The sequence below is a fragment of the Pengzhenrongella sicca genome, from assembly GCF_017569225.1.
Taxonomy (GTDB): domain Bacteria; phylum Actinomycetota; class Actinomycetes; order Actinomycetales; family Cellulomonadaceae; genus Pengzhenrongella; species Pengzhenrongella sicca.
In genome coordinates, this window is the sequence record NZ_CP071868.1 from 3,328,185 (window position 1) to 3,354,590 (window position 26,406).

Consider the following 26,406-nt stretch of genomic DNA (forward strand, 5'->3'; position numbering starts at 1 on the left):
CGGATCAGCCCTCGACGCCGAGCTTCTCGAGGATCAGGGCGCGCACGCGGCCCGCGTCCGCCTGCCCGCGGGTCGCCTTCATGACCCCGCCGACGACGCTTCCGACGGCCTGGATCTTGCCGCCGCGAATCTTCTCGGCGACGTCCGGCTGCGCGGCGAGCGCCTCGTCGATCGCGGCGAGGAGCGCGCCGTCGTCGGACACGACGCCGAGCCCGCGGGCCGCGACGACCTCGGCCGGGGACCCCTCCCCCGCCAGCACGCCCTCGAGCACCTGGCGGGCCAGCTTGTCGTTGATCTTGCCGGAGTCGACCAGGCCCTGGAGCTCGCCGACCTGCGTCGGCGTGATCGGCAGGTCCTCGAGCTCGCCGTCGGTCGTCTTGACGATCCGCGCGAGCTCCCCCATCCACCACTTGCGGGCCGACGCCGGGCTCGCACCTGTCGCGATCGTCGCCTCGATGAGGTCGACCGCGCCAGCGTTGACGACGTCGCGCATCTCGGCGTCGGCGAAGCCCCAGACGCCCTGCAGACGGTGCCGCCGCGCGACGGGCATCTCCGGCAGGCTCGCGCGGATCTCCTCGACCCACGCCCGGCTCGGCGCGACGGGCAGGAGGTCCGGCTCGGGGAAGTAGCGGTAGTCGTCGGCGTCCGACTTGATCCGGCCCGCCGTCGTCGTGCCCGTGTCCTCGTGCCAGTGCCGCGTCTCCTGCGTGATCGAGCCGCCGGCCGCGAGCAGCGCGGCCTGGCGGGTGACCTCGTAGCGCACGGCGCGCTCGACCGAGCGGAACGAGTTGACGTTCTTCGTCTCGGTGCGCGTCCCGAGCGGGGACTGCGGGGTGTCGCGCAGCGAGAGGTTGACGTCGGCGCGGACGTTCCCGCGCTCCATGCGGGCCTCGGAGACGCCGAGCGCGCGGAAGATGTCGCGCAGCGACTGCACGTAGGCGCGCGCGATCTCGGGGGTCCGGGCGCCGGCGCCCTCGACCGGGCGCGTCACGATCTCGACCAGGGGGATGCCCGCGCGGTTGTAGTCGACGAGCGAGTACTCCGCCCCCTGGATGCGGCCGGTGGCGCCGCCGACGTGCGTGTTCTTGCCGGCGTCCTCCTCCATGTGCGCGCGCTCGATCTCGACCCGGAAGATCGTGCCGTCCGCGAGCTCGACGTCGAGGTGACCATCGAACGCGATGGGCTCGTCGAACTGCGACGTCTGAAAGTTCTTCGGCACGTCCGGGTAGAAGTACTGCTTGCGCGCGAACCGGCAGGACTCGGCGATCTGGCAGTTGAGCGCGAGGCCGATCCGGATTGCGTACTCGACGGCGGTGCCGTTGACGACCGGGAGCGAGCCGGGCAGGCCCAGCGACGTCGGCGAGACGGCGGTGTTGGGCTCGGTGCCGAACTCCTGCGGCGCCGAGTCGAACATCTTGGTCTTCGTGCCGAGCTCGACGTGCACCTCGATCCCGAACACGGGGTCGAAGCGCTCGATCGCGTCGTCGTAGTCCATCAGCTCGACGGGGCCGTGGGTCGTGGTGCTCATCGGGACGCCTCCAGGGAGATCGCAGGACTGCGGGCGAGCTCGGGCGCGCGGCCGAGCAGCGGGCCGCCCCAGCGGCTCTCGAGCAACGCCTCGAGCGCGGCGCCGACCCGGTAGAGCCGGTCGTCGGCCTTCGCCGGGGCGAGGATCTGGAGGCCGACGGGCAGACCGTCGTCGGACAGGCCGTTGGGGACCGACATGCCGGGCACCCCGGCGAGGTTCGCCGGGATCGTCGCGACGTCGTTGAGGTACATCGCGAGCGGGTCGTCGAGCTTCTCGCCGAGCTTGAACGCGGTGGTGGGCGCCGTCGGTGACACGAGCACGTCGGCCTTCTCGAAAGCGGCCGCGAAGTCGCGCTGGATGAGGGTGCGAACCTTCTGCGCGCTGCCGTAGTACGCGTCGTAGTACCCAGCGGACAGCGCGTAGGTGCCCAGGATGATCCGGCGCTTGACCTCGTCGCCGAAGCCCGCGCCGCGGGTCGCGGACATCACGCGCTCAGCGGTGACGGCGAGACCGTCGCTGCCGTCGGGCGTGACGCGCAGGCCGAATCGCATGCCGTCGAACTTGGCCAGGTTGCTCGAGGCCTCCGCCGGCAGGATCAGGTAGTACGCGCCGAGGGCGTACTCGAAGTGCGGGCAGGAGACCTCGACGATCTCGGCGCCGGCGCCGCGCAGCAGGTCGAGGGATTCCTCGAAGCGCGCGCGCACGCCGTCGGAGTAGCCCTCGCCGCCCAGTTCGGTGATGACCCCGACGCGGACGCCGGTCAGGTCGCCGCTCGCGCCGCGGCGGGCCGCGGCCGAGAGCGCCGGGAGGGGCTCGTCGATGGAGGTCGAGTCGCGCGGGTCGTGCCCGCCGATGAGCTCGTGCAGCAGCGCGGCGTCAAGGACGGTGCGCGTGACGGGGCCGGCCTGGTCCAGGCTCGAGGCCAGCGCGATGAGGCCATAGCGGGACACGCTGCCGTAGGTCGGCTTGACCCCGACCGTGCCGGTGACGGCGCCCGGCTGGCGGATCGAGCCGCCGGTGTCGGTGCCGATCGCGAGCGGGGCCTCGTAGGAGGCGACCGCCGCGGCGCTGCCGCCGCCGGACCCGCCGGGGATGCGGTCGAGGTCCCACGGGTTGTGCGTGTTGCCGTACGCGGAGTGCTCGGTGCTCGAGCCCATCGCGAACTCGTCCATGTTGGTCTTGCCGAGGATCGGCAGGCCGGCGGCGCGCAGGCGGGTCGTGATCGTCGCGTCGTAGGGCGGGACCCAGCCCTCGAGGATCTTGGAGCCGGCCGTGGTCGGCATGCCCTTCGTCACGACGATGTCCTTGACGGCGATCGGCACGCCGGCGAGAACGTGCAGCGGCTCGCCCGCGGCCCGCCGGGCGTCGACGTCGCGGGCCGTGGCGAGCGCGTCGTCGCCGTTGAGGTACAGGAACGCGTGCACGGCCCCGTCGACGTCGCCGATGCGGTCGAGGTGCGCGCGGGTGACCTCGACGCTCGAGACCTCTCCGGCGGCGAGCTTGGTCGCGAGCGCAGCGGCGCTCAGGCGGGTGAGATCGGTGGACTCCGCGGTCATCAGTCCTCCTCGAGAATCTGGGGGACCAGGAACTTGCCCTGGTCGGCGGCGGGGGCGCCCGCGAGGACGTCCGCCTGGGCCAGCGCCGGCTCCGGCACGTCGGCGCGGAAGACGTTGGTCATCGGGAGGGGATGGCTGGTGGCGGGTACGTCAGCGGTGGCAACCTCGCTGACCCGTGCGACCGACTGGACGATCACGTCGAGCTCACCCGCGAGGCGGTCGAGCTCAGCGGGCGTCAGGTCGATCCGGGCCAGCCCGGCCACACGCGCGACCTCGTCGCGGGAGATGGTGGACATGGACCCGAGTCTAGTCGGGGGCTAGCCCTACCCTGAGAACGCATGGTCACCGGATCGACCGGCACCCCCGGCGCGCAGAAGGATCGAGGCATGAACTCCAACCCCACGATCCCCTCGCTCCCGATCCAGGCTGCCGCCTCCGGGCCAGCGGCACCGGCCCCAGCACCCGGCGCGGCGCCGGGCGCAGCACAAGGCGCGGCGCCGGACGTAGCACCCGGTCGCGCCCGCACCGAGCCGCCCGCCGCCGCCCGCACCCCGAGCCTGCTGGGCCGGCTCGGCCGCGACTCCGCCTACGTCCTCGCGGCGCTGCCGATCGCGATCGCCTCGTTCGCCGTGCTCGTCACGGGCCTGTCCCTGGCCGCCGGGCTGCTGATCACCGTGATCGGCATCCCTGTCGCGGTGGCCACGCTCGCCGTCGCCTCAGGCTTCGCATCGCTCGAGCGGTCACGGCTCGTGCTACGCGGCACGCCACTGACACCGGTTCGCCGCCGGGCCAAGGTCACGGGGCGTTCGTGGCTGCGCCGGATGCTCACCCTGCTGGCCGACCGGAGCCGGTGGGCGGAGGTGCTGCACGGGATCCTCGTGCTGCCGATCGCCATCGCGACCTGGTCGATCGTCCTCACCTGGTGGGCGGGCACGCTCGGCGGCCTCACGTACTGGTTCTGGACCCGGTGGCTGCCCGACTCCGCGCCCGACTCGAACACGACGCTGCCCGAGCTGCTCAACCTGCCCATCTCGGACTCGCTGTTCAACCTCCTCGTCGGCCTCGCGTTTGCCGCGACGCTCGTCCCGGTCGTGCGTGGCTGCGCGAACCTGCAGGCGGCGTGGGCCGACCTGCTGCTGTCGGGGTCCTCCCGGCGCGCGCTCGAGGAGCGCGTCGAGGACCTCACCGAACGCCGCGTCGCAGCGGCATCGGCCGAGGCGCAGGCCCTGCGGCAGTTCGAGCGAGACCTGCACGACGGGCCGCAGCAGCGGCTCGTCCGGCTCGGCATGGACCTGTCCGTCGCGGAGCGCCGGCTGGACGACGACCCGGCGGCCGCGCGGGAGCTCCTCGGGCTGGCGCGCATGCAGGCGAGCGAGGCGCTCGCCGAGCTGCGCGCCCTCTCCCGCGGAATCGCGCCGCCGATCCTGTCGGACCGCGGGCTCGAGGCCGCGCTCGCCGCGGTCACGGCACGCACGCCCTTCGCGACAAGGCTCGACGTCGATCTCGGCGCCGGTCCGCGCCCGCCCGCGGCCGTGGAGAACGCCGCGTACTACGTGGTCTCGGAGGCGCTCACGAACACCACGAAGCACGCCGGGGCGTCGTCGGCGGCGGTGAGCCTGCGACGCGTGCGGGGAGCCGACAGCGCGGAGGTGCTGCGCGTCGTGATCGACGACGACGGCACCGGGGGCGCCGACATCGCCAAGGGTCACGGGCTCGCGGGCCTGTCGGACCGCGTCGCCGGGCTCGACGGCACGCTCTCGATCGACAGCCCGCTCGGCGGGCCGACCCGGCTCGTCGCCGAGCTGCCGTGCTGAGCCGGTCGTTGCGCATCGTGCTCGCGGAGGACTCCGTCCTGCTGCGCGAGGGCCTGGTCCGCCTCCTCGAGGAGGCGGGCCACGCCGTCGTCGCAGCGGTCGACAACGCCGACGAACTCGTCCCTGCGGTGCTCGCGCACCGCCCCGACGTCGCCGTCGTGGATGTGCGGATGCCCCCCACGTTCACGGACGACGGCCTCCGCGCCGCGGTCGAGGCGCGGCGGGCGCAGCCGGGGCTCGGCGTGCTCGTGCTGTCGCAGTACGTGGAGGAGTCGTACGCGCGCGACCTGCTCGCCGACGGCCTCGGCGGGGTGGGCTACCTCCTCAAGGACCGAGTGCAGGACCTCGATTCGCTCGAGGACGCGTTGTCCCGGGTCGCGGGCGGGGGCTCGGCGATCGACCCCGAGGTGGTTGCGCAGCTGCTCGTGCGTCGGCGCGTCGCGGACCCGCTCGGCGGCTTGACCCCACGCGAGCGAGAGGTGCTCGGGCTCATGGCCGAGGGCAGGTCCAACGCGGCGATCGCCCAGCACCTCGTGGTCAGCGACGGCGCGGTCGAGAAACACATCCGGAACGTGTTCACGAAGCTTGGCCTGCCGCCGTCGGAGGAGGACCACCGCCGGGTCCTCGCGGTGCTGGCCTGGCTGCGCGGGGCCAGCTGAGGGAGACCCGTTCGTGGTTCTCAGCCGTGCAGGCCGGATCCGATGAGTGCGAGCAGGGCCTGCCCGTAGGCCTCGTCCGCCGAGTCCGCCTCGAAGGTCAGCTCGCCCCCGGAGAGCGAGCTGGTCGTGACGCGGTAGAACGCCTGCGCCGCCGCGAGCGACCGGAACGTGCCGCCGAGCATCGTGCGCAGCTGGTCCTCGCGCGGCAGCCAGAGCGCGTCGTCCTGTGCCACCGAGTCCAGGGCCCACTCCGTCGTGCCGTTGAAGCCGAGGACGGTGCCGGTCGGGAACTCGTGCGCCTCGATCATCATGTCGCTGATCGTGAAGATCTCGCCGGTGAGCTCGGGCGCGAGGATCGTGAACTGGTCGCCCGAGCGCGGCTGCCAGCGGACGCCGGCGGCGTGCAGCCGCAGGGCGAGGTCGATGGAGATCACCGCGCCAGTATCTGACGGGTCGGCCGGGAGCGCGCGGGGTGCCCGGGGTGTGGATAGGCGGGGTGCGTGTGGGTGGTGTGTCCTAGTCTGTACACATGTTCGAACCGAGCGATGACGAGGTAGCGGGGGCCCCGGCGGGGGCCGGGTCGGCGGTCGCGGGCGCCACCGGTGCTGGCGTGCTGCCGGTGTCGGTGGATGTGGCGTTCGGGCTGTTGCTCGGGCGGGTGTTCGCGGAGGCGGGGGCGGCGTTGGCGCAGGCCGCGGCGGCGGGGTCGTGCATTGCGGGGCCGATCGATCAGGTCGCGTTGGCTACGGCGTTGATGGGGCAGGCGCCCGGCTCGTCGCTGGTGGACCTGCTCGAGGGCCTGTCCCCGGGGGACGTGCATGATGCGGTGTTGATCGAGGCGATCGCCGCCTGGGAGCGCGTGACGTCGTTGGCTGCGGCGCGGCAGGGCGAGATGATCGCCGAGTTGGCCCGTCGGCGGGATGCGCAGCGTCTGGGTGAGTTCGTGGGTGATGAGGTCGCGTCGGTGCTGGTGATGTCCCGGTCGGTGGCGGAGGCAAAGGTCAGCCTCGGGACCTCACTGCAGGCGTGGCCCGCGGTGCGCGAGGCGTTGGCGGTTGGGGTGATCGATCACCGCAAGGCGACCGCCTTGGTCGACGGGGTCGGGCACCTCGACGGCGACGCGGCCGCGGCCGTGCTGGACGCGGTGCTGCCGGTCGCGGCGGGTTTGACGGTGCCGGCGTTGAAGGCGCGCCTGCGCAAGGTCGAGCTGACCGTGAACCCGGCCGCCGTCGCCGAACGCCACGCCCGCGACGCCGCCGACAGGAATGTGCGGGTCAGCCCGGCGCCGGGGGTGATGGCGTGGTTGACCGCGTACCTGCCCGCCAAGGACGCGATGACGATCTACACCGCGATCGACGCCATCGCCGCCTCCGCCGACCCCGCCGACCCACGCGGTGTGGCGGCGCGGCGCGCGGACGCCCTGACCGACCTCTGCGCCGACATCCTCGACAACGGCATCGCCCCCACCACCGCACTACCAGGCACAGCGGGACCGGGTCCCGGGACAGCGGGTCAGGCCGGCGGGACTCCGAGGGCTGGCGGGGTCTTGAAGACCGAGCACGGGCGTCGACCGCACCTGCAGGTGACCGCCGCCGCGACCACGTTGCTGGGGTTGGATGAGGTGCCCGGGGAGCTGGCCGGGTACGGGCCGATCCCCGCAGACCTGGTGCGGGCGATCGCGGCGGACGCGACGTGGCGGCGGATCTTCACCGACCCCGCCACCGGGTGCGTGACCGGGATCGGGCCGCGCGGGTACCGGCCCGGCGCCGACCTGACCGGCACCGTCCTGGCCCGGGACAAGACCTGCACGTTCGTGGGGTGCCGGATGCCGGCGTGGCGATGCGACCTGGACCACCGCGACCCCTACGACCACGACCACCCCGACCTCGGCGGGCAGACCTGCGCGGAGAACGTCCACTCGTTGTGTCGTCACCATCACCGGGCCAAGACCTACGGCGGCTGGCACCCCGACCTCGACACCTCCACCGGCGACACGTGGTGGACCTCACCAACCAAACACCGCTACAAGCGACCCTCGACCGACGCCAACCCCGACCGGCCCTGGCTCCACACGCCCCAGCCCGACGACCCACCCTTCTGAACCGCGAGCAGCGAGCCGCGAGGCCTTCTGAGTCGCGAACCCTTCTGCGCCGCGAGGCCTTCTGAGCGGACAAGGCTGACGGGGTCGTCAGCGGGAGCGGCCGGCGCCGTCAGCGGAGCGACCGTCGCCCTCAGCGGGAGCTGAAGGCGGCGTCGAAGGCGGCCGTGGGCGGGTCGAACGCGAGCCGCTTCACGAAGGCCAACGCCTCGGGCGCACCGACGAGCCGGTCCATCCCGGCGTCCTCCCACTCGACCGAGATCGGGCCGTCGTACCCGATGGTGTTCAGCATCCGGAAGCTGTCCTCCCAGGGGACGTCGCCGTGCCCGGTCGAGACGAAGTCCCAGCCGCGGCGCGGGTCGGCCCACGCGAGGTGCGAACCGAGCCGTCCGTTGCGCCCGTTGCCGACCCGGCGCTTCGCGTCCTTGCAGTCCACGTGGTAGATCCGGTCCCTGAAGTCCCACATGAACCCGACGGGGTCGAGGTCCTGCCAGACGAAGTGGCTCGGATCCCAGTTGAGCCCGAACGCCGGACGGTGCTCGATCGCCTCGAGCGTCCGCACGGTAGTCCAGTAGTCGTACGCGATCTCGCTCGGGTGCACCTCGTGCGCGAACCGCACCCCCACCTCGTCGAACACATCGAGGATCGGGTTCCACCGGTCCGCGAAGTCCTGGTAACCCGCGTCGACGAGCTCCTGCGAGACGGGCGGGAACATCGCGACGTACTTCCAGATCGAGGAGCCCGTGAAGCCGACGACGGTCTGGACTCCGAGCCGCGCCGCGGTCCGGGCCGTGGCCTTCATCTCCTCCGCGGCGCGCTCCCGGACGCCCTCGGGCTCGCCGTCGCCCCAGACCCGATCCGAGAGGATCCCCCGGTGGCGCTGATCGATCGGGTCGTCGCACACCGCCTGACCCAGGAGGTGGTTGGAGATCGCGTAGACCGAGAGGTCGTACTTCTCCAGCAGGTCCAGCTTCGAGCGGATGTACGCGTCGTCCTCGGCGCCGCGCCACGGATCCAGGTGGTCACCCCAGCAGGCGACCTCCAGGCCGTCGTAGCCCCACTGCGAGGCGAGCCGCGCGACCTCCTCGAACGGCAGGTCGGCCCACTGCCCGGTGAACAACGTGATCGGTCGTGCCATGGTCTGCTCCTTACCTTGACGCTGGACTGTGAACCGGACGGCCGCGCTATGTCCGGCCGTGCGACGGACCGGCCGTGCGACGAACCGGCCGCGCTACGAACCGACCGCGCTACGAACCGGCCGCGGTCGGCAGGGCCACCCACGCCCCGCCCGCGGTGGAGCTGCGCTCGACGGCGTCGAGCACCCGCTGGATCTGCAGGCCGTCCGCGAAGCTCGGCTCCGGCTGCCGTCCGGCGGCGATGGCGCCGACGAGGTCGACGGCCTGATGCGTGAACGCGTGCTCGTACCCCAACCCGTGCCCGGCCGGCCACCAGGCGCTCAGGTACGGGTGGTCGGGCTCGGTGACGACGATGCGCCGGAAGCCCGCCTCGACGGGGGCGAGGGTCGCATCGAAGTAGTTGAGGACGTTCATGTCCTCGAAGTCGAAGGCAAGGGAGCCGGTCGTCCCGTTGAGCTCGAGCCGGATCGCGTTCTTGCGACCCCACGCGAACCGGGTGGCCTCGAACGTCGCGATCCCCCCGCCCGAGAGCCGGGCCAGGAAGATCGCGGCGTCGTCGACGGTCACCGGGCCGCGCCCCGTTCCGCCGCGCCCGTGCAGGCCCGCGAACGAGTCCGCGACCGGGCGCTCGCTCACGAACGTGGTGAGCACCCCGCCGACGCTCGTTAGCACCTCCCCCGAGATGAACTGGGCGAGATCGACGATGTGCGCGCCGATGTCCCCGAGGGCGCCGGACCCCGCCCGCTGCTTGTCGAGGCGCCACGACAGCGGGGCCTGCGGATCCGCCAGCCAGTCCTGCAGGTACTGGGCGCGAATCTGGCGGATCTGGCCGATCCGCCCGTCCGCGACCATCCGCCGGGCGAGCTCGATCGCCGGCACGCGCCGATAGGTGAACCCGACCATCGCGAGCACCCCGCGGGTCGCGGCCTGCGCGGCCGCGGCGGCCATCGCCTCGGCCTCCGCCACCGAGTTCGCCAGCGGCTTCTCGCACAGCACGTGCTTGCCGGCCGCGAGCGCCGCGATCGCGATCTCGGCGTGCGTGTCGCCCGGCGTGCAGATGTCGACGACGTCGACGTCGTCCCGCTCGATCAGGGCCTTCCAGTCCGTCTCGACGTCGGCCCACCCCAGCCGGCGCGCCGCCGCCCGGGCCGCGCCCTCGCTCCGCCCGCCGAGCACGGTCAGCTCGGGCCGCAGCGGCAGGTCGAAGAACCGTGGGGCGTTGCGCCACGCCTGCGAGTGCGCGGCACCCATGAACGCGTAGCCGATCATGCCCACCCCGAGCCGCGGCGGATCGTCCTCAGCCATGGTCATCCTCCGTGTCCCGTCCCGTCCTGTCCCGTCCGGGCCTCAGGACTCGAACGCCGACGCGAGGTACTGGTCCACGTTGTCCTTCGTGACGACCGGCGCGTAGAGCTGCACCTTGCGCGGCACCTCGACCTCGACCAGGTCGCTCATGGCCTTGCCGTGGACCAGCAGGCGGGCGAGGCGGATGCCGTCCGCCGCCTGGGTGGACGGGTAGATGACCGTCGCCTTGAGCACGGTGTCATCGGCCTGGATCGATCGCATGACGTTGGCCGACCCCGCGCCGCCGACCATCACGAACTCGTCCCGGCCGGCGTTCTCGATGGCGGCGAGCACGCCGACGCCCTGGTCGTCGTCGTGGTTCCACAGGGCGTCGATCTTCGGCGCCGCCTGCAGCAGGTTGGCCGCCGCGGCCTCGCCGCCCTGGACCGTGAAGTCGGCCGCGACGCGGTTGTCGACGTCGAGGCCGCATCCCGCGAGTGCGTCGGCGAAGCCCTGGCTGCGGTCCTGCGTCAGCGGCAGGGAGTCGATCCCGGCGATCTCGGCGACCACGGCGTCGGACTGGCCCCCGAGCTGCTCGCAGATGTAGGAGCCCGCGCTCACGCCCATGCCGTAGTTGTCGCCGAGGATCGTGGTCCGGGCGGCATTCGGGTCCGAGAACTCGCGGTCCACGTTGATGACGACGATGCCCGCCTCCATCGCCTCGGTCGCGACCTCGGTCAGCGCCGCGCCGTCGAACGGCAGCAGCACGATCGCGTCCACCTTGTCGTTGATGAACGTCTCGATCTGGCTGATCTGGAGGTTCACGTCGTTCGTCGCCTCCGCCTGGATGAGCTCGACGTCCTCGAACGACTCCGCCTCCGCGACCGCGCTCTTCGTGATCGCCCCCATCCACCCGTGGTCGGCCGCCGGCGCCGAAAACCCGATCCGGACCATGTCCCCGGGCTCGTCGTTGTCGCTGACGGCGACGGGCGCGCTGTCGGCGGCGTCGGCGGTGTCGTCCGCCTCCGGGGTGTTCGACGTGCACCCCGCGGCGAGCAGGGCGAACGCCGCCGTCGAGCCGGCGGCGAGCAGCAGCCGGCGGCGGCGCATCAGTGGTGCGGACATGGTGTTCCTCCTTGAACGGGGCGGTGCTTCGGTGAGGTCGAACGAGGTGTGCGAGCCGGTCGGCTCAGGTGCCGTGGCTGCGGGCCGCGATGCGCTGCTGGAGCAGCACGGCGACGACGATGATCACGCCCTTGGCCACGGCCTGCGCCGAGATGGACAGGTTGTTCTGCGTGAAGACGTTGGTCAGCGTGGAGAAGATCAGGACGCCGAAGACGGTGCCGACGATCGTGCCGCGCCCCCCGACGAGCAGCGTCCCGCCCACGACGACCGCCGCGATCGCGTCGAGCTCGTACAGCTGCCCGTGCGTCGAGCTGCCGGCCGTCGTCCGGGCGAGCATCATCACGGCCCCGATCCCTGCGGTCAGGCCCGCGAGCGCGTACAGGTACATCGTGTGCCGCTTGACCTTGATCCCCGCGAGCCGGGCCGCCTCGGGGTTGCCGCCGACGGCGAGCGTGCGGCGCCCGAAGGTCGTGCGGTTGAGCAGGATCCAGCCGGCCACGGCCACGGCGGCGAAGATCCACACCAGCACCGACACCCCGATCAGGTCGGTCCGGAAGAAGTCGAGGAAGGGTTGGACGTGCACGATCTGGGTCTGCCGGTTGGCGATCATCTCGGCGAGCCCGCGCGCGGCGACCATCATCGCGAGCGTCGCGATGAACGCGACGACCCCGCCGTAGGCGATGAGCACCCCGTTGATGAGCCCGGCGCCGACCCCGACGGCGAGCGCGACCCCGACCATCACGATCCAGTGCGAGTCCTGCGCCATCGTCTGGGTCGCGAGGGTCGTCGCCCAGACCGACGCGAGCCCGAGCACCGAGCCGATCGACAGATCGATGCCGCCGCCCGTGATGACGAAGGTCATCCCGATGCTCAGCACCCCGATCACGGCGGCCAGCCGCAGGATCGTCATGAGGTTGTCGACGCTGGCGAAGCGCTCGCCCGCGGTGATCACCCCGACGGCGCACAGCGCGACGAGCGCGATGACGAGCCCGAGGTTTCGCCCGGCGGCGCCGCCGAACAGCCGGCGTACGCCGGATCGGGTAGTCGTGTCACTCATGCGGGCATCCCTTCCATCACGAGGTCGAGCACGCGGTGCTCGTCGATCTCGGTCGCCGGTCCGGCGTGCACGACCCGCCCCTCGGAGACGACGAGCACTCGGTCGGACAGGCCGAGCACCTCCTCGATCTCGCTGGAGACGACGACGACGGCGGCGCCGCTCGCCGCGAGGTCACGGATCAGCGCGTAGATCTCGGCCCGGGCACCGACGTCGACGCCGCGGGTCGGCTCGTCCAGGAGCAGCACCGTGCAGCCGTGCACGAGCCAGCGCGCGAGCAGGACCTTCTGCTGGTTGCCGCCCGACAGCGTGCGAGCGCTGCGGTCGGGGTCGGCCGGGCGCAGGTCGAGCGCCTCGATCTGCGCCCGCGCGGCCTCGCGCTCGCCGGCCTCGTCGAGGAACGACGCGCGGGCGAAGCGCGCGAACGCGGACAGCGTCACGTTGCGGTACACCGGTTCGTCCAGCAGCAGGCCCTGGCTCTTGCGCTCCTCCGGGCACAGCCCCAGGCCTGCGGCGACCGCGGCCGGCACCGAACCGGGCCGGACCCGGGTTCCGGACACCAGCACCTGACCGCTCGTGGCGCGGCGGGCCCCGAACACCGTCTCGAGGATCTCGGACCGGCCCGACCCGACGAGCCCGGCGAGCCCGACGACCTCGCCGGCCCGGACCTCGAAGTCCACGTCGGCGAAGACCCCGCGCAGCCCGAGGCCCTCGACGCGGAGCAACCGCTCGGCGTCCGGCGCGACGGGCGGCCGGACGGGGAACGCGTGCTCGACCGTCCGCCCGGTCATCAGCCGGATGAGGTCGGCCGTCGGCGTGCTGGCCGCCGCGAGGCCGGTCGCCACGGTGCGGCCGTCCTTGAGCACCGTGATCCGGTCGCCGATCTGGCGGATCTCCTCGAGCCGGTGGGAGATGTAGACCACCGCGACACCCGACGCCGTCAGCTCCCGAACCACCCGGAACAGGTTCGCGACCTCCTCGGAGTCGAGGACGGCGGACGGCTCGTCCATGATGATCACGCGCGCGTCGCGCGAGAGCGCGCGCGCCATGCTCACGATCTGCTTGCCGGCCGCGCTGAGCCGCCCGACCTCGCGCTGCGGCGAGATGTCGTCGTGCCCGAGTCGACGCAGCAGGGCCCGGGTGCGCTGGCGCGCCGCTCGGCGCTGGGAGAAGCCGGCGACCGCGACCTCGTGGCCCAGGAAGACGTTCTCCGCGACGCTCAGCCCGTCCACGACGTCGAGCTCCTGGTACATCGTCGCGACGCCGAGCCGGAGCGCCGCGACCGGGTTCGCGATCGTGACCGGCGTGCCGTCGATGCGGATCTCACCCTCGTCGGGCTGGTGCGCCCCGGCGAGGATCTTGATGAGTGTCGACTTGCCCGCCCCGTTCTGGCCGAGGACGCAGTGCACCTCGCCCGCCCGGATCTCGAGATCGACGCCGTCGAGCGCGCGCGCTCCCGGGAACTGCTTGACGATCCCGTGCATGCTCAGCAGCGCGGCGGGTGGGTCGACGTTGACCATGAGGGGAACGCTCGCAGGAAGTTCTGCCAGACGTCAAGCAAAAGTCGTGACCGATTTGAGATGTTATGTGAACGTGACCGACCGAAGTCGAGATGGTTCACTGGGCGCATGGTGGCGGATCAGCTCCGGGTCGTCCCTCGACCGGCCGGGATCGGGGAGCTGTTCCAGCTGCTGCGCGACGGGCAGCCGCGGACCCGGGCCGACCTAGCCCAGGAGACCGGCCAGTCGCGCTCGACCGTCGCCACGCGGGTCGATCAGCTGCTCGCCTCGGGGTTCGTCGCGGCGGCCGGCGAGGCGAGCTCGACCGGCGGCCGCCCGCCGGCGACGTTCGCGTTCAACCCGGCCGCCCGCATCGTCCTCGCGATCGACCTCGGCGCGACCCACGCACGCGTCGCGGTCACCGACCTTGCCCAGCACGTGCTCGCCGAGGTGAACGAGCCGATCGCCATCGCGCAGGGCCCGGAGCCCGTGCTCGCCCGCGTCGCCGCGGTCGGCGCCACGCTCGTCGCCCGGGCCGGCCGCACGCTCGCCGATCTTGTGAGCGTCGGCGTCGGGCTGCCCGGGCCCGTCGCGCACTCGACGGGCCGGCCGATCGATCCGCCGATCATGCCGGGCTGGGACGACGCCGACGTGCCGGCACACCTCGGCGGGCTCCTGGGCTCGGTGGTGCTGGTCGACAACGACGTGAACCTCATGGCGCTCGGCGAGCACGCCGCCGTGTGGCCCGACGTCGACCACCTGCTCTTCATCAAGGTCGCCACCGGGATCGGCGCCGGCATCATCAGCGACGGCCGCATCCGGCGCGGTGCGCAGGGCGCGGCGGGCGACCTGGGACACATCGCCGTCCCGGGCGGGCCCGAGGTGGCCTGCCGGTGCGGCAACACCGGCTGCCTCGAGGCGATCGCGAGCGGTCAGGCCGTCGCCGACGCGTTGCGGGCCGAGGGCCTCGACGTCGCGACGAGCGCTGACGTCGTCGCCCTCGTCCGCGCGGGCGACCGGGCCGCGAGCCTCGCCGTGCGCGAGGCGGGCCGCGACATCGGCAAGGTCCTCGCGACCTGCGTCAGCCTGCTCAACCCGTCGGTCATCGTCGTCGGCGGCGTGGTCGCGGGGGCGGGCGAGCACCTGCTGGCCGGGATCCGCGAGGTCGTCTACCGCCGGTCGCTGCCGCTCGCGACGCAGCACCTGCGCATTGTGACCACCCGCACCGCGGGGCGCGCCGGGGTGCTCGGGGCGAGCTCGATGGCCACCGAGCACGTGCTCTCACCCGCCGCGATCGACGCGCTGCTCACCTGACCAAGGCTCAGCATCCGACGACTCAGCACATCCAGACGACTCGCGCATCCAGACGACTCGCACATCCAGACGACTCGCGCATCCAGACAACTCGCGCATCCAGACGTCTCAGCGCTGGCGGTACACGTACCGCGCTGCCGGCGCGAAGCCGAGCTCCTCGTACAGCGCGATCGCGGCCTCGTTCGACTCCTCGACCTGCAGGAACGCGCGGCGGGCCCCGCGGCTCGCCGCGACCCGGAGCGCCTCGAGCGTGAGCGCCCGGCCGAGGCCACGACGCCGCGCCCCGGCGTCGACGCACAGGCACGAGAGCCCGACCCACTCCTGCTCGCGCGCCGCCCGGATGACCCCGACCGTCCGCCCCTCGCTCCGCGCGCGGACGTACGCCGCGGGCGCCCCGCGCAGGACCGCGGCGGCGACCGCCGGATCGACCGGGTGAGCGCTCTTGACCGCGAGCCACGCCGTGAGCCAGGCGTCGTCCGGCGCGGCAGCCTCCGTGGTGGTCAGCTGCGCCCGCGCGCCGAGGACGGCGAGCTCCGCGAGCTCGGCGAGCTGCTCGAGGTCGCCGCGCACCATCACCTGCGTGCGCGAGACGGTCCGATAGCCGCGCGAGCGCAGCACCTCGTCGAGGTTCTCGGGCAACGACTGCGCGCAGACGCGGAAGATCGCCGGCTGGCGCGCCGTCGCGTAGACCCGCTCGACCTCGTCGAGGCTCGCGCGGACGTCGGCCGGCTCCGCCAGCGCGACGACGCTGTTCGCGCGCCGGGTGAACCCCGCCGACAGGCCCAGCCGCCAGCCGTCGACGTCGCGAACCTCGACCGGGCGCCACAGTGCCGTCTCGATGCGCAGGCCAGGCCCCTCGGGCACCTCCCGCGCGTAGACCCGGAGCGAGACCGCCCCGACGTGCCAGTCCCGGGCCGGCACCCGAACGAAGCCGAGCCGCCCGTACAGGCGGTGCGCCGCCGCCATCGGCTCGAGGGTCGACAGCACGACGCGCCGGGCGCCGCGCGCGACGGCCTCCAGCAGCGCCGCCCGGGTCAGGGCGCGCGCGATCCCCTGCCGGCGGGCCGCGGGCGCGACCGCGAGCATCCGGATCTCGAGCTCGCCCGGCTCGGCGATCTCGGCGTACGGGCTGCCCGCGGGCGCGAGCGTCACGGTGCCCGCGAGCTCGCGCGCCGCGGGCGGCGGGGCGGCAGACGTCGGCTCGGCGGACGGCGCCGACGCGGGGAGGAGCGCGACGAGCACCGTCGCCTCGCGGGCGCGCCGCGCGGCGTCCCGCAGCTCGAGGAGGTAGCTGTCGCCCGGGTCGAGCAGGCCGTCCGCAAGGTACGCCTCGGCGGTGAGCGCGCCCGCCGCCGCGATGTCGTCAGGGGTCGTCGCGACGCGGATGATCAGGTCGGCCATAGCGCAGCTCCTCGGGTGGCGTCGATGGGGCGCCCTGGCACAGTACCTACACTGGAAGCGTGCCGACGATCCCCGAGCAGGACGCCGTCGACCTGCGCAGACGCGCCCGGTCGAGCGGGAGCCGGGTCGCTCGCCGGCTCGTCGACCAGCCGCTGCGCTCGCTCGGCGTCGGGGCCGCGGTGCTCGTCCTCGCCGCGACCGCGGGCTTCGGCGGCCTCGAGTCAGCCATCGCACCCACCCTCGCGCCGGTCGTGCCGGGCACCTCGGTCGCTGCGGCCCCGTTCGAGATCACGCTCGACAAGGTGCTCTGGACGGCGGAGCTGCCGGGCGCGTACCTGACGTCGGACGGCAACCGATGGCTCGCGATCACCGCCACCGTCACGAACACGGCCGACTCCTCGGTCGTCGACCCAGTGATCGACGCGCTCGCGCTCGCCGGCGTCGCCGGGCTCGTCAAGGAGCCGGTCCGCGGGACCGACCGCGTCACGTCGAGCGCGCGGCTCCTTCTCGCGGACGGCAGCAGCCCCTTCCCCGTGCAGCCCGGCCTCGCCTACGACCTGGTCTTCCTGTTCGAGCAGTCCGGCGAGGTTCCCCCACCGACCGAGGTGACCGTGCAGGTGCTCGGCCACACCTCGCGGCCGAGCACCCTGGACCGGACCCAAGGCTGGTTCGACCCGACCGTCGTCGCGCAGGCCACGCTGCCGCTGCGCGAAGCCGTCGACACCGCGGCCGTCGACAACGCGGCCGTCGACAACGGAGCGCAGGAGTGAAGGCTCCCCTCGCGCTGCGGGCCCGGCAAGCAGGCGTCGTCGCGCTCGTCCTCGGCGCGCTCGTCACCGGTCGCGTCGTCACGACGGCGTTCGCCATCGACGGAGTGGTCGACGCGCCGTTCGTGCACACCGCGGGCACGGGCGACGTCGTCACGCTCCGGTACGCCGCGCTGACGGCAGCCGAGCCGGCCGGCTCGACCATGCTCGACGCCGCCGGCGCGCTGCTGCAGACGCCCGGGGTCTGGGTCGTCATCCCCATGACCATCACCGCGGTCGGTGAGCCGGCCCGGCTCGGCTACGCGGCCGTGCGCGGCTCCGACGGGCGCCTGTACACGGCCGACGGCAGCCGGAGCCAGTTTTCGCCGGGCGTCGCCCAGCCCGGCGTCCCGCGGTACGCGAGCGTCGCGGTCGAGCTGCCCGCAGCGGCGGCGGCGGGCGCTCATCTGCTGATCGCGCTCGACGGCCTCGACCAGCGCCGGGACGATCTCGCCGACATCGATCTCGCCATCACGGTCGAGCAGGCCGAGCAGTGGGCGACCCGCACCGCCCCGGCCGAGCTCAGCCCGGCGTCGTCGTCCCCGCCGGGTGCGCAGTGACGGCCCCGCGGAACGGGTCGTGGTGGCGCCGCAACCGGTGGGGTCTCGTCGCACTGCCGCTCGCGCTCGCCGCCGCGCTCGGCGCCAGCTCGGACCGCGTGGCGACGTACTACTGGAACGCGGGCCTGCACCAGCCGCAGGGCGCCGACCAGGGCGAATGGCTGAGCTTCAGCACGACCTACGTCGACGCGAAGGGCACCCACGGGCGCGAGCTCGACCTCCGGCTCGACGCGGCGCGCGACCTGCCCGGCGTCGCGACGGGCCCCGGCACGCGCCTCGTCGAGGTCACCCTGAGCTTCCGGGCCGACCCGGCCCTGCCGCTCACGGGCTGTCGGCTCGCGCTGCGGGACGCCCGCGGCACCCGGTACGAGGCCATCGACGACATCGTCGGGCCGGATGCGCTGCCCCTGTTCTCGTGCGTGCCGGTGGAAACCCCGGGACCAGGGCCGTCGCTCGGAGACATCGACGCGAGTCTGGGCGCGGACGACTCCCCGCCGCGGCCTCGCGAGTGGACGGTCACGGGGGCCGTCCTCATTCCCGCCGATGTCGCGGTCACGGAGGTCCTCGTGTGGTGGCAGGAGCCCGACTACGCGAGGCTGGCGTTGGGCTGACCTGACGGGTCGGGCGCCGGCGCTGCGGGGTCGGCGTGGCCGGCGATGTCCGCGGGGTCCGCGGGGTCCGCGCGGGGGCCGGCACGGTCCGCGCCGAGGATGCGGTCGACGGCGGCGGCGAGCAGGCACATCGTGATCGTCAGCCCGATGGCCCGCGTCACGGTGCCGACGTGGGGCGAGAACGCCAGCCACGTGTCGACCCGTTGGGGGCCCAGCCAGGCGCGCACGAGCAGCTGCAAGCCGTCCTCGATGCGCGCCGAGGCGAGGAACGCGAGCGCGAAGACCAGCATGGGTCCGAGCCCCGCCACGGCGAGCCGCCGGACCCCGCCGACGAGCCCGCTGAACCGGACCCGCACGTCGCCCACGAGCTGGCCGACGAGCTCACCGCCCCACCGCCGCACGGGCGCCGGGAGGCGGTCGAACCGGCTCGTTAGACCGCCGCGCGGCAGCCGGGCCGGCCCGGGGGCGAGCTTGTGCCCGTACACGATCGCGCCCACGGTCAACCAGGCGAGCGGCACGACGACGATGTCGTCGAGCTCCCCGAGGGTCCCGCCGACCCAGGTCACCACGGCGTCGAGCGGCCGGGCGGCCGGGCCGACGAGGTCGAGGAGGTCGAGCCACCACGACAGGACGATGTCGATCGCGCGCCGGCCCTCGACCCAGGCCCACGCCTGGTCCTTGGAGGCCGCGAGGTATGCGGCGAGCGTCATCATCCAGACCACCTCGACGTACGCGCCGACGAAGCCGAGCCGCGCCGACCGGCCGCGCCCCTCGAGTCGCGCAAGCCCCCAGCGCACCGCGATCGCGCCGATCACGATCGCGGCGGCGACCCACCCGGTGGCGAAGACGAAGCGGTCGATGTCGATACCGCCCGCCCCGAACAGCGGCGCCGCGTTCTCGGTGAACTCCTTGCCGGCGATCGAGTTCCGGTACCGATACGAGTCCTCGGCGAGCAGGCCGTACGACGCGTACACCGCGAGGAACGGGACCAGAACGCTCGCGAGCATGTCGATCAGCTGGCGTTCGCGCCGGGTCGTCGGATCGACGGGTGCGCGCACCGCGCCCGCGGCGGCGAGGAACGGCAGCGAGCCGCGCAGGACGTGCAGGAGCAGGACGATCGACGTGATCGAGCACAGGGGCGCGAGCACCAGCACCGCGGCACCAAGGGTGTTGCTGACGCCGCTCAGCTCGACCGCCGCCCAAAGCGCCGCCATCCGGCCGGCGCCGCCGAGGAGCGCGATCGTGAGCAGGATCGGCCAGTGCCCCAGCCAGAGCCGCGCGGCCGTGCGGACCACGGACACGAGGTCGGCGCCGCCGGCCCGGAGCCCGCTCCGGGCGGAGGCCGCCGGCGCGGTTGCGGGGTCAGACACGCGCGGCCGCCTCCGGGGCGACGTCCGCGGCGTACACGTCCACGGCATCCGCAGGGGCAGCGCTCCCGGGACCCTCGGCGAGCAGCCGCGTGAACCCCGCCTCGTCGAGCACCGTCAGGCCGAGCTCGCGGGCCTTGGCCTCCTTGGACCCCGCGTTCTCGCCGACGACGACGAAGTCCGTCTTCTTCGACACCGTGCCCGCGGCCTTGCCGCCGCGCGCGATGATCGCCTCCTTCGCGCCGTCGCGCGAGTAGCCGGCCAGCGACCCGGTGACGACGACGGTGACCCCCTCGAGCGTGCGGGGCACCGACGCGTCGCGCACGTCGGCCAGGCGAACCCCGGCGGCCTCCCACTTGTCCACGATGCGGACGTGCCACTTCTCGTCCTCGCCGGGCTGCTCGAACCAGTCCCGCAGCGCTGCCGCGATCGTCGGCCCGACGCCCTCGACGCCGCCGAGCGCCTCCGGGTCGTCGCCGGTCGCGGCCTGCCTGATGCGCTCGAGCGAGCCAAACTCCGTCGCGAGCGCGCGCGCCGCCGTCGGGCCCACGTGCCGGATCGACAGCGCGACGATCACGCGCCAGAGCGCGGTCTCCTTCTTGGCCTTGTCCAGGTTCGCGAGCAGGCTCTCGCCGACGGCGTTGAGGTCACCGGCCTCGCGGGCGCGGCCCTTGACCTTGGACTTCGCCGACAGCACGAACAGCGGCACGCGCCGAAGCTTGTCGGCGTCGAGCGCGAACAGATCGCCCTCGTCGGCGACCACCCCGGCCTCGAGCAGCGCGCTCGCGCCCTCCCAGCCGAGGGCCTCGATGTCGAAGGCCCCGCGCCCGGCGACGTGCGAGAGCCGCTCGCGCAACTGCGACGGGCAGGACCGAGTGTTGGGGCAGCGCAGGTCGGCGTCGCCCTCCTTCGACGGGGCCAGCAACGTCCCGCACGAGGGGCAGTGCGTCGGCATGACGAACTCGCGCTCGGTGCCGTCGCGCAGCTCGACGACCGGGCCGACGATCTCCGGGATCACGTCACCCGCCTTGCGCAGCACGACGGTGTCGCCGATCAGCACGCCCTTGCGCTTGACCTCGCTCGCGTTGTGCAGCGTCGCCATGGCCACCGTCGACCCGGCGACGAGCGTGGGCTCCATGACGCCGTACGGAGTCACGCGCCCGGTGCGGCCGACGTTGACCCGGATGTCCAGCAGCGTGGTGTTGACCTCCTCCGGCGGGTACTTGAACGCGATCGCCCACCGCGGCGCGCGGCTCGTCGCGCCGAGCCGGCGCTGCAGGTCGAGCTCGTCGACCTTGATGACGATGCCGTCGAGCTCGTGCTCGACGTCGTGGCGGTGCACCCGGTAGTACTCGATCATCTCGGTCACGCCCGCGAGGTCGGACACGACCCGCGAGTGCGTCGAGACCGGGATGCCCCAGCCCGCGAGCAGGTCGTAGGCCTGCGACTGGCGCTCCAGCGGCGGCGCGCCGGCGGGCCACCGCACGGCGCCGATGCCGTGCGCCAGCATCTGCAGCGGCCGGCCGGCTGTGACCCGCGGGTCCTTCTGCCGCAGCGAGCCGGCCGCGGAGTTGCGCGGGTTGGCGAACGGCGCCTTGCCCGCGGCGACCTGCGCGGCGTTCAGCGCCTCGAAGCCCTCGACGGGCAGGAAGACCTCGCCGCGGATCTCGATCTCCTCGGGGTGGTTCGTGCCGCCGAGCGTGTGCGGGATGCCGCGGATGGTCTTGACGTTGTTCGTCACGTCCTCGCCCGTGCGCCCGTCGCCGCGGGTCGCGGCGCGCACGAGCCGGCCGCCGCGGTACAGCAGCGCGATCGCGAGCCCGTCGATCTTCAGCTCGCACAGGTAGTGCGTGTCGGCCGCGGCGCCGTCCAGCCCGGACTGCACGCGCTCGGCCCACGCCGCGACGTCGTCGGCCGAGAAGGCGTTGTCGAGCGAGAGCATCCGCTCGAGGTGATCCACGGCCGTGAACTCGGTCGAGAACGTCCCGCCGACGAGCTGGGTGGGCGATTCGGGCGTGCGCAGCCCGAGCTCGGCGTACCGCTCCTCGAGCGCACCGAGGCGCCGCAGCAGCACGTCGTACTCGCCGTCGCTGACCGTCGGGGCGTCGCGCACGTAGTAGGCGAACTGGTGGTCGCGGATCCGCTCGGCGAGCTCGGCCCACCGGCGCCGGGGGGCGTCGGGTTCGAGGCCGACGTCGAGGTCCTCGTCGAGGTCCTCGTCGGCGGGGCCGGGAACGCTCAGGTCGGTCGGCTGCTCGGTCGGCTGCTGGCTCACGCAGGTCATCATCTCGCGTGCCGCCCACGCCGCGCGTCGCGGCTCGCGCCGCCGCGCCGCGGGAGGGTGCACTCAGCCGTCCTCGGCGCGCTCCGCGATGAGCTCGGTCGCGCGGATCACGTCGGCGAGCCCCGCGCGTGCGGAGTCGGGCGTCGCGTCGGCGGACGGCCCCGCGACGACGACGACGTCGCGCAGCCGCGCGGGCGGCAGCCCCAGCCGCCCCCAGGGGCCGAGCAGGGCACCCGCCTGCCCGACGACGTCGGGCCCGCCCAGGTCGGACCCGGTCCCCCGCGACCGGCCGGCGCGCGCGGCGGCGCCGACCCCGGCCTCGGCCACGACCGCGGCGGGCAGGCCAGCCCAGAGCCCGACGCCCCGCTCGACCGCCTCGGCGATCCGGTCCCAGCCGCGCTCGTTGAAGCCGTCGACGGCCAGCGCGATGGCATCTGCCCCGGCCGCGACGACCGAGCGGACCGGGATCCACGACTCGCCGGTGTGGACGACGACGCGCGTAGCGCCCGCGGCGCGCGCCGCCTCGGCGACGAGGCGCAACTGCTCGCTCACGACCCCCGCGGGCACGGCGCGCAGCACCGAGTTGCCCGCGAAGGTGGGCCGGCGGCCCAGGAGCACCTCGGCGAGGGTCGACTCGTCGAGCACGAGGGTCGGCTCCGCGCCGGGCACGGCGACCCGCAGCGCGGCGAGGTGGTCGGCGACCCCGACCGCGAGGGACTCCGTGAGCTCGCGGACCGCCCCCGGGTCCGAGAGCACGCGGTCGCCGCGCGCGAGGTACAGGTGCGCCGCGAGCGTGAACGGGCCCGTGACCGCCGCGACGAGCGGCCCCGCGTAGCCGTACGCGGCGACCGCGAGCGCGTCGACGTCCTCGCGCAGCAGCGCGGCGGCGCGCAGGCAGTCCCGGCCCGGTCGGTCCGCGAGCTTCCAGCCGTGCGGGCCGAGCTCGGCGGGCAGCTCCGCCAGCAGCGCCGCGCCGCGCCCGGTGGGCTCGGCCCCGTAGCCGCGGGCCGCGAGCTGCACGAGGAACGGCAGCCCGTCGACGCCGGTCGGCGTCGACGTGAGCTCGCCCATGACTGCGGTCTGCGCCTCGAGCACGTCGGTGCCCGCCCAGGGCCCGAGGCCCGAGACCGCCGTCATCCGGCGAGCCGCGCATGCAGGAAGCCGATGGTGCGCGCCAGCGCGACCTCGGCGGCGCCAGGGTCGGACAGCTCGACGTCCGCGTTGGCGAACGAGTGCTCGGTGCCGCGGTACGTGAAGGTGTCGACGGGCGTGCTCGCGGCCCGCAGGGCGCGGACGAAGGACTCGACGTCGTCGGCGGACTCGAACTCGTCGTCGGCGGCGAGGTGCAGCTGCACGGGGCAGCCGATCTCGGCGGCCACCTCGAGGTCCGCAGTCGCGTAGTACGCGACGACGGCGTCGAACCGGCCGTTCCCGGCGGTGCGGAGCGCGAGCCAGCCCCCGAGCGAGAAGCCGACCACGCCGACGTGGGCCGATCCCGCGGCCCGCAGCCGCTTGCCGGCCGCCGCGATGAGGCGCCGCGCGGCGTCGTCGTCGAGGTCGTCCGCGAGCGCCTCGGCCCGGCCCGGGTCCCGGGTCGTGACGCCGTCGTACATGTCCACGAGCTCGACGTCGAAGCCAGCCATCGTCAGCTCGTCGGCGAAGTCGGCGACGTGCGGCAGCGGGCCGTACCAGTCGTGCACGACGACGACGCCCGGGCCGCCGCCGGCGCCGGCGCCCGGGGCGACGGCGGAGTCATCCTCGTCGTCGGGGTCGTCCAGGTCGTCGTCGAGGTCGTCGTCGATCACCTCGTCGACCAGCTCGTCGTCGAGCGGCTCCCCGTCGAGCGGATCGCTGCTGAGCGGGCCGTTCGAACCCGCCGCACCCGCTGGCTGAGCGTTCATCCGCGCACCTCCGCTGTTGCCGTGACCCGTTCCGTCGCGCTCACCGTCGCCTGCCCGAGCACCCGCGTCCCGTCGTACAGCACCACCGACTGTCCGGGCGCCACACCGCGCAGCCCCGGCCCGCCGGCGTCGCGGTCGACCTCGACCCGAAGCGCTCGTCCGGGCAGCGTACGCACCCGCACCGCGGCCGTCGCGCCGTGCGCCCGGACCTGCGCCGAGCAGGCGATCCATGGCCCGGGAACGGCGTCGCCCGCGGCTTGGCCGACGTCGCCTGCGGCCGGGCCGGCGTCGTGCGCGAGCCACCCGGCGTCGTCGGCCACGAGCGCCGCGATCTCGAGGTCGCCGGCCGGGCCGACCACGACGCGGTTGGTCACGGGCTGCACCTCAAGCACGTACCGCGGCTTGCCGTCGGGCGCGGGGCGGCCGATCGCGAGGCCCTTGCGCTGCCCGACCGTGTAGGCGTAGGCGCCATCGTGCGCGCCGACGACGCGGCCCGCGGCGTCGACGATGTCGCCCGGCCGCGCGCCGAACTTGTCACGCAGGAAGCCCTGGGTGTCGCCGTCGGCCACGAAGCAGATGTCGTAGGAGTCCGGCTTGGCCGAGACCCCGAGCCCGCGCGCGGCCGCCTCGGCCCGCACGTCGTCCTTGGACGCGGCGTCGCAGAGCGGGAACATCGAGCGCGCAAGGCGGTCGGGGCCCATCACGGCCAGCACGTACGACTGGTCCTTGGCGAGGTCGGCGGAGCGGTGCAGCTCGCGCGTGCCGTCGGCCCGGTCCTCGATGCGCGCGTAGTGCCCGGTGCACACCGCGTCGAACCCGAGCGCGAGGCCCTTGTCGAGCAGCGCCTCGAACTTGATGTGCTCGTTGCACCGCACGCACGGGTTCGGGGTCCGGCCGGCGGCGTACTCCGCGTAGAAGTCGGCGACGACGGTCTCCTCGAACCGCTCGGACAGGTCCCAGACGTAATACGGGATCCCGAGCACGTCGGCCGCGCGGCGCGCGTCGCCCGCGTCCTCGATCGAGCAGCACCCGCGGGAGCCGGTGCGGAACTGGTCGCGGTTGCGCGATAGGGCCATGTGCACGCCGACGACGTCGTGGCCGGCGTCGACCGCGCGCGCCGCCGCGACCGCGGAGTCGACCCCGCCCGAGAGCGCCGCGAGGACCCTCATCGCCGTGCCCCCGCCGCGATCGCCGGCGCGGCGAGCCCGGCGCGCCGGGCGCGCTCGACGGCGCCGGGCAGCGCGTCGATCAGCGCGTCGACGTCGGCCGCGGTCGACGTGTGGCCGAGGCTGAAGCGCAGCGCGCCGCGCGCGTCGGGCTCGCTCACGCCCATCGCGAGCAGCACGTGGCTCGGCTGCGGGACGCCGGCCTGGCACGCTGAGCCGGTCGAGCACTCGACCCCGGCCGAGTCGAGCAGGTACAGCAGCGAGTCGCCCTCGCAGCCGGCGAACGTCAGGTGGGCGTTCGCGGGCAGCCGCGCCGCCGGCCCGGCCGCGGATCCGGCGACGGCCCCCGCGGCCGGGTCGGGCCCGCGCAGCACCACGTCGGGGACCGCCGCGCGCACGCGGGCGACGAGGTCGTCGCGCAGCGCCGCGAGCTCGCTGGACCGCGCGGGCAGCTCGCGCACCGCCGCGTCGAGCGCGACGGCGAACGATCGCGCGGCGGGCGCGTCGAGCGTGCCCGACCGCACGCCGCGCTCCTGCCCGCCGCCGTGCAGCAGCGGGGTGAGCGCGAGGTCGCGCCGCGCGAGCAGCGCGCCGCTGCCGGGCGGGCCGCCGAGCTTGTGGGCGCTCACCGTCAGCGCGTCGAGGCCGGACGCGGCGAAGTCCACCGGCACCTGCCCGACGGCCTGGACGGCGTCGGAGTGCACCGGGATCCCGTGCCGGCGGGCCAGCGCCACGACGTCGCCGAGCGGCTGGACCGCGCCGACCTCGTTGTTCGCCCACATCACGGACACGAGCGCGACCTGCTCCGGCGCGGCCGCGAGCTCGGCCGCGAGCGCGTCGAGGTCCAGCACGCCGTCGCGGTCGACGGGCAGCAGCACCACCTGGGCGCCCTCGTGCTCGCCGAGCCACCGAGCCGGGTCGAGCACCGCGTGGTGCTCGACGGCCGAGACGAGGATCCGGCGGCGCGCCGGGTCCTGGGCGCGGCGCGCCCAGAAGATGCCCTTGACCGCGAGGTTGTCCGCCTCCGTCCCGCCGGCGGTGAACAGGACCTCGCTCGGGCGCGCGCCGAGGCCCGCCGCGAGCCGCTCGCGCGCCTCCTCGACCGTGCGGCGGGCCGCCCGGCCGGACGCGTGCAGGGACGAGGCGTTGCCGGTGCGCGCGAGCTCGGCGGTCATCGCGGCGATCGCCGCGGGCCGCATCGGAGTCGTCGCTGCATGGTCGAGATAGGCCGTCACGAGCATCG

Annotated in this window: 23 protein-coding genes; 7 read left to right on the plus strand and 16 right to left on the minus strand. The window is 74.0% G+C overall.

What is annotated here, in order from left to right; translation table 11 throughout:
• Nucleotides 1–4 precede the first annotated feature (4 nt).
• Genes gatB through gatC form a run of 3 tightly spaced genes read right to left on the minus strand, consistent with a single transcriptional unit; the run spans nt 5 to nt 3,380 of the window.
• Nucleotides 5–1,528, minus strand: a complete 1,524-nt coding sequence (gatB, locus tag J4E96_RS15360) for an Asp-tRNA(Asn)/Glu-tRNA(Gln) amidotransferase subunit GatB (RefSeq protein WP_227422942.1) — start codon at nt 1,526–1,528, stop codon at nt 5–7.
• Complete coding sequence (gene gatA, locus J4E96_RS15365) at nt 1,525–3,084, minus strand: Asp-tRNA(Asn)/Glu-tRNA(Gln) amidotransferase subunit GatA (RefSeq protein WP_227422943.1); 1,560 nt, start codon at nt 3,082–3,084, stop codon at nt 1,525–1,527. Before gatA ends, gatB begins: the two co-directional genes overlap by 4 nt.
• On the minus strand, nt 3,084–3,380 hold the full coding sequence (gene gatC, locus J4E96_RS15370; protein ID WP_227422944.1) for an Asp-tRNA(Asn)/Glu-tRNA(Gln) amidotransferase subunit GatC: 297 nt from the start codon (nt 3,378–3,380) through the stop codon (nt 3,084–3,086). Before gatC ends, gatA begins: the two co-directional genes overlap by 1 nt.
• Before the next feature lie 90 nt (nt 3,381–3,470).
• On the opposite strand from gatC, the gene J4E96_RS15375 reads away from it, so the two are divergent.
• Both J4E96_RS15375 and J4E96_RS15380 read left to right on the plus strand, forming a co-directional pair.
• The gene (locus J4E96_RS15375; protein WP_227422945.1) at nt 3,471–4,898 is read left to right on the plus strand and encodes a sensor histidine kinase; all 1,428 of its coding nucleotides are present in this window, start codon (nt 3,471–3,473) and stop codon (nt 4,896–4,898) included.
• Nucleotides 4,892–5,557 carry a response regulator transcription factor gene (locus J4E96_RS15380; RefSeq protein ID WP_227422946.1) on the plus strand — a complete coding sequence of 222 codons (666 nt, stop codon included), beginning with the start codon at nt 4,892–4,894 and terminating at the stop codon, nt 5,555–5,557. The genes J4E96_RS15375 and J4E96_RS15380 overlap by 7 nt, the downstream gene beginning before the upstream one ends.
• A gap of 20 nt (nt 5,558–5,577) precedes the next feature.
• On the opposite strand, the gene J4E96_RS15385 is transcribed toward J4E96_RS15380, so the two are convergent.
• A complete protein-coding gene (locus J4E96_RS15385) occupies nt 5,578–5,991 on the minus strand; it encodes a pilus assembly protein CpaE (protein ID WP_227422947.1) in 414 nt (137 codons plus the stop codon).
• Nucleotides 5,992–6,086: 95 nt separating this feature from the next.
• Between J4E96_RS15385 and J4E96_RS15390 the strand changes: the two genes are divergently transcribed.
• Nucleotides 6,087–7,658 carry an HNH endonuclease signature motif containing protein gene (locus J4E96_RS15390; RefSeq protein WP_227422948.1) on the plus strand — a complete coding sequence of 524 codons (1,572 nt, stop codon included), beginning with the start codon at nt 6,087–6,089 and terminating at the stop codon, nt 7,656–7,658.
• A 130-nt stretch (nt 7,659–7,788) separates the two neighbouring features.
• On the opposite strand, the gene J4E96_RS15395 is transcribed toward J4E96_RS15390, so the two are convergent.
• The 5 genes from J4E96_RS15395 to J4E96_RS15415 form a co-directional block, all read right to left on the minus strand.
• On the minus strand, nt 7,789–8,793 hold the full coding sequence (locus tag J4E96_RS15395; RefSeq protein WP_227422949.1) for a sugar phosphate isomerase/epimerase family protein: 1,005 nt from the start codon (nt 8,791–8,793) through the stop codon (nt 7,789–7,791).
• 109 nt (nt 8,794–8,902) lie between these two features.
• Entirely contained in the window at nt 8,903–10,096 is a 1,194-nt protein-coding gene (locus J4E96_RS15400) for a Gfo/Idh/MocA family protein (protein WP_227422950.1), read from the minus strand.
• Between the two features lie 42 nt (nt 10,097–10,138).
• Nucleotides 10,139–11,200, minus strand: a complete 1,062-nt coding sequence (locus tag J4E96_RS15405; RefSeq protein ID WP_227422951.1) for a substrate-binding domain-containing protein — start codon at nt 11,198–11,200, stop codon at nt 10,139–10,141.
• Nucleotides 11,201–11,264: 64 nt separating this feature from the next.
• Nucleotides 11,265–12,257 carry an ABC transporter permease gene (locus tag J4E96_RS15410; RefSeq protein ID WP_227422952.1) on the minus strand — a complete coding sequence of 331 codons (993 nt, stop codon included), beginning with the start codon at nt 12,255–12,257 and terminating at the stop codon, nt 11,265–11,267.
• A complete protein-coding gene (locus tag J4E96_RS15415; RefSeq protein ID WP_227422953.1) occupies nt 12,254–13,774 on the minus strand; it encodes a sugar ABC transporter ATP-binding protein in 1,521 nt (506 codons plus the stop codon). Before J4E96_RS15415 ends, J4E96_RS15410 begins: the two co-directional genes overlap by 4 nt.
• Before the next feature lie 108 nt (nt 13,775–13,882).
• Here J4E96_RS15415 and J4E96_RS15420 point away from each other — a divergent pair, with 108 nt between their 5' ends.
• The gene (locus tag J4E96_RS15420; protein WP_227422954.1) at nt 13,883–15,067 is read left to right on the plus strand and encodes an ROK family transcriptional regulator; all 1,185 of its coding nucleotides are present in this window, start codon (nt 13,883–13,885) and stop codon (nt 15,065–15,067) included.
• Nucleotides 15,068–15,175: 108 nt separating this feature from the next.
• Here the strand turns inward: J4E96_RS15420 and J4E96_RS15425 are convergent, their stop codons facing one another.
• Complete coding sequence (locus tag J4E96_RS15425) at nt 15,176–16,468, minus strand: GNAT family N-acetyltransferase (protein ID WP_227422955.1); 1,293 nt, start codon at nt 16,466–16,468, stop codon at nt 15,176–15,178.
• 59 nt (nt 16,469–16,527) lie between these two features.
• On the opposite strand from J4E96_RS15425, the gene J4E96_RS15430 reads away from it, so the two are divergent.
• The 3 genes from J4E96_RS15430 to J4E96_RS15440 are packed head-to-tail and all read left to right on the plus strand — an operon-like array spanning nt 16,528 to nt 18,445.
• Entirely contained in the window at nt 16,528–17,238 is a 711-nt protein-coding gene (locus J4E96_RS15430) for a hypothetical protein (protein ID WP_227422956.1), read from the plus strand.
• Nucleotides 17,235–17,834 (plus strand): hypothetical protein, encoded by a 600-nt coding sequence (locus J4E96_RS15435; protein ID WP_227422957.1) that lies wholly within the window; start codon nt 17,235–17,237, stop codon nt 17,832–17,834. Before J4E96_RS15430 ends, J4E96_RS15435 begins: the two co-directional genes overlap by 4 nt.
• Nucleotides 17,831–18,445 carry a hypothetical protein gene (locus tag J4E96_RS15440; protein ID WP_227422958.1) on the plus strand — a complete coding sequence of 205 codons (615 nt, stop codon included), beginning with the start codon at nt 17,831–17,833 and terminating at the stop codon, nt 18,443–18,445. The genes J4E96_RS15435 and J4E96_RS15440 overlap by 4 nt, the downstream gene beginning before the upstream one ends.
• Here the strand turns inward: J4E96_RS15440 and J4E96_RS15445 are convergent.
• The 6 genes from J4E96_RS15445 to J4E96_RS15470 all read right to left on the minus strand — a co-directional run bounded on the left by J4E96_RS15445 (nt 18,421) and on the right by J4E96_RS15470 (nt 26,398).
• Nucleotides 18,421–19,815, minus strand: a complete 1,395-nt coding sequence (locus J4E96_RS15445) for a hypothetical protein (RefSeq protein ID WP_227422959.1) — start codon at nt 19,813–19,815, stop codon at nt 18,421–18,423. The two genes, J4E96_RS15440 and J4E96_RS15445, sit on opposite strands and share 25 nt — an antisense overlap.
• Nucleotides 19,808–22,054 carry an NAD-dependent DNA ligase LigA gene (gene ligA / locus J4E96_RS15450; RefSeq protein WP_227425787.1) on the minus strand — a complete coding sequence of 749 codons (2,247 nt, stop codon included), beginning with the start codon at nt 22,052–22,054 and terminating at the stop codon, nt 19,808–19,810. Before ligA ends, J4E96_RS15445 begins: the two co-directional genes overlap by 8 nt.
• A 105-nt stretch (nt 22,055–22,159) precedes the next feature.
• Nucleotides 22,160–23,233 (minus strand): uroporphyrinogen decarboxylase/cobalamine-independent methonine synthase family protein, encoded by a 1,074-nt coding sequence (locus J4E96_RS15455; RefSeq protein WP_227422960.1) that lies wholly within the window; start codon nt 23,231–23,233, stop codon nt 22,160–22,162.
• Nucleotides 23,230–23,997 carry a dienelactone hydrolase family protein gene (locus J4E96_RS15460; protein WP_227422961.1) on the minus strand — a complete coding sequence of 256 codons (768 nt, stop codon included), beginning with the start codon at nt 23,995–23,997 and terminating at the stop codon, nt 23,230–23,232. Before J4E96_RS15460 ends, J4E96_RS15455 begins: the two co-directional genes overlap by 4 nt.
• Nucleotides 23,994–25,166, minus strand: a complete 1,173-nt coding sequence (gene mnmA, locus J4E96_RS15465; RefSeq protein WP_227422962.1) for a tRNA 2-thiouridine(34) synthase MnmA — start codon at nt 25,164–25,166, stop codon at nt 23,994–23,996. Before mnmA ends, J4E96_RS15460 begins: the two co-directional genes overlap by 4 nt.
• A complete protein-coding gene (locus J4E96_RS15470; RefSeq protein ID WP_406619945.1) occupies nt 25,163–26,398 on the minus strand; it encodes a cysteine desulfurase family protein in 1,236 nt (411 codons plus the stop codon). Before J4E96_RS15470 ends, mnmA begins: the two co-directional genes overlap by 4 nt.
• Between the last annotated feature and the right edge of the window lie 8 nt (nt 26,399–26,406).